The sequence below is a fragment of the Deferrisoma palaeochoriense genome, assembly GCF_054656955.1.
Genome location: NZ_BAAHXI010000149.1, coordinates 1 through 1,700, shown reverse-complemented (window position 1 = coordinate 1,700; position 1,700 = coordinate 1). Strand labels below are relative to the sequence as shown.

Annotated in this window: 2 protein-coding genes; both read right to left on the bottom strand. The window is 54.2% G+C overall.

The window, feature by feature from the left end:
* Positions 1 to 64: 64 nt before the first annotated feature.
* Entirely contained in the window at positions 65 to 868 is an 804-nt protein-coding gene (locus ACYQ8L_RS18450) for a hypothetical protein (protein ID WP_459943287.1), read from the bottom strand.
* Positions 869 to 1,595: 727 nt separating this feature from the next.
* On the bottom strand, positions 1,596 to 1,700 hold a 105-nt coding region (locus ACYQ8L_RS18445), incomplete at its 5' end, for an IS3 family transposase (protein WP_459943288.1).

Below are 1,700 nucleotides of genomic sequence, written 5' to 3'. Positions count from 1 at the left end.
GACCTGTGGTTGTGGCTGGACGATCCGCTGGAGACGCCACCCGGTGTTCCAGATCACCCCCAGCTCACGCTGCCGGGGTTCGATGTTGGACAGCTGAATCGCACGACGGCGTAGGATGACCGCCCCAAACCGCGGCAGAAGGCCCTCTCCGGACCCTCCCCAGGACCTCTGTTATTCGTTTTTGGACAGCAGTGGACGCCAACCGTCCAAAGGTCTTTGCCAATTGATCCTCGGAACATTGCGGGTGGCTACCAGATAGCATCGTAAGGTAGTTGAGCAACTCGTGACCAACAAGAACCCTTGGGTAATCCGCGAAGGTGTTTTCCAGTGCATAAGCCCGCTCGAGAGCAGCGCCGTACACTTCATCTTTCTCAATGTTGATTCCCGCGCCGATGTCGATACCGCCGCGTAGAGGAACTCCCCCTGCGAAGCTCGTAACCAACGCAAACGCGACGGCGGCCAACATTCCGTAAACGTTTACCGCTGTATTGGCCACACTTTCTCCAGCCATTGGCATAAACAGGACAATGGTGTCAGAAAAACGCATAACCCGAATCCTAGGTTCCGTAATTCTATCCATCACCGCTTGAGTATCGAGTGGCAATTCTTTTCGAACATGGGACGGCTTTCCGATTAATCGAACCGTCTCCAGCACCATGTCCCTAACTGCAGAAACTTTCCCAGCGGTTTCCTTCAAATACTCCAGTACTTCTTTTCTGGCCTCCTCTCCGCCTGTCACCGGCACCCGCATTTTTCGGATGTTCTCTCTTTGGCCCATGAGATCAAGAAAGGCGACAAGATAGTGCCCATAGAGCATCTCCCCGGCCTTATTGATTCGCCGTTTTTTTCGTTTTTTCCTTCTGGCCATCTCATCCCCCTATTTGTGCAAGACAATCGACCAAAAGCGTTTCCTTCGTCGTTGTTGGTTGCACGGTTCACGGCTTGCTATAGTTCGCTTCTGAAAGCTCGACAAGACACAGCATTGAAAAGATCTGACGAATCCATGCTTCCGTATATTTGACGTTGCCTCATGGCATAACATTCCCAAACCATTTGGGAAAACCGTTCCTGCAACTGAAATGGCGGCAGCGGCAGGGAAGCGTTTCGCAACTTTTCTTGAGATATGTTCAGCATTGATCCACTAGTGCCCGTCGCCGACAGTGTGAGGTGGGAGCGGAACTCGTCGTGCGAGAGAACATAGCGAAGGTATTCAACGGTTACTCTTTCCCGGACCGGGACGATTCTCCAAAGTTTATCTGGCAAGAAGAGCTTCTCATAATCTTGATCGACAATCCACCGAAGGCGTAGCTGATGGCCCAGGCGAACCTCGAGTGCTCAACGCTTTTCGGCATCGAAGATCGCATCACTACTGATTCGTGAGCACGGCGAAGTAGCTGTAGAAGTGCTCAACGCCTTTCGGCATCGAAGATCGGATCACTGAGGCCCCTGGCAAGGCGGTGAGCCGTGCTCGAGTGCTCAACGCCTTTCGGCATCGAAGATCGGATCACGAAGGGGGACGCCTTTGACCTGCGCCGTGGGGCCTAGTGCTCAACGCTGGAGTTGCCCCGGTTTCGTGGACGGTTTGCGGCTGCGCTTTAGGCCGCCTTCCGGCTCGCCTCTTGCTCGTAGCGCACGGGTGACAGATACCCCAGGGCCGAGTGCCGTCGGTGGGGGTTGTACCACCCTTCGATATACTCAAG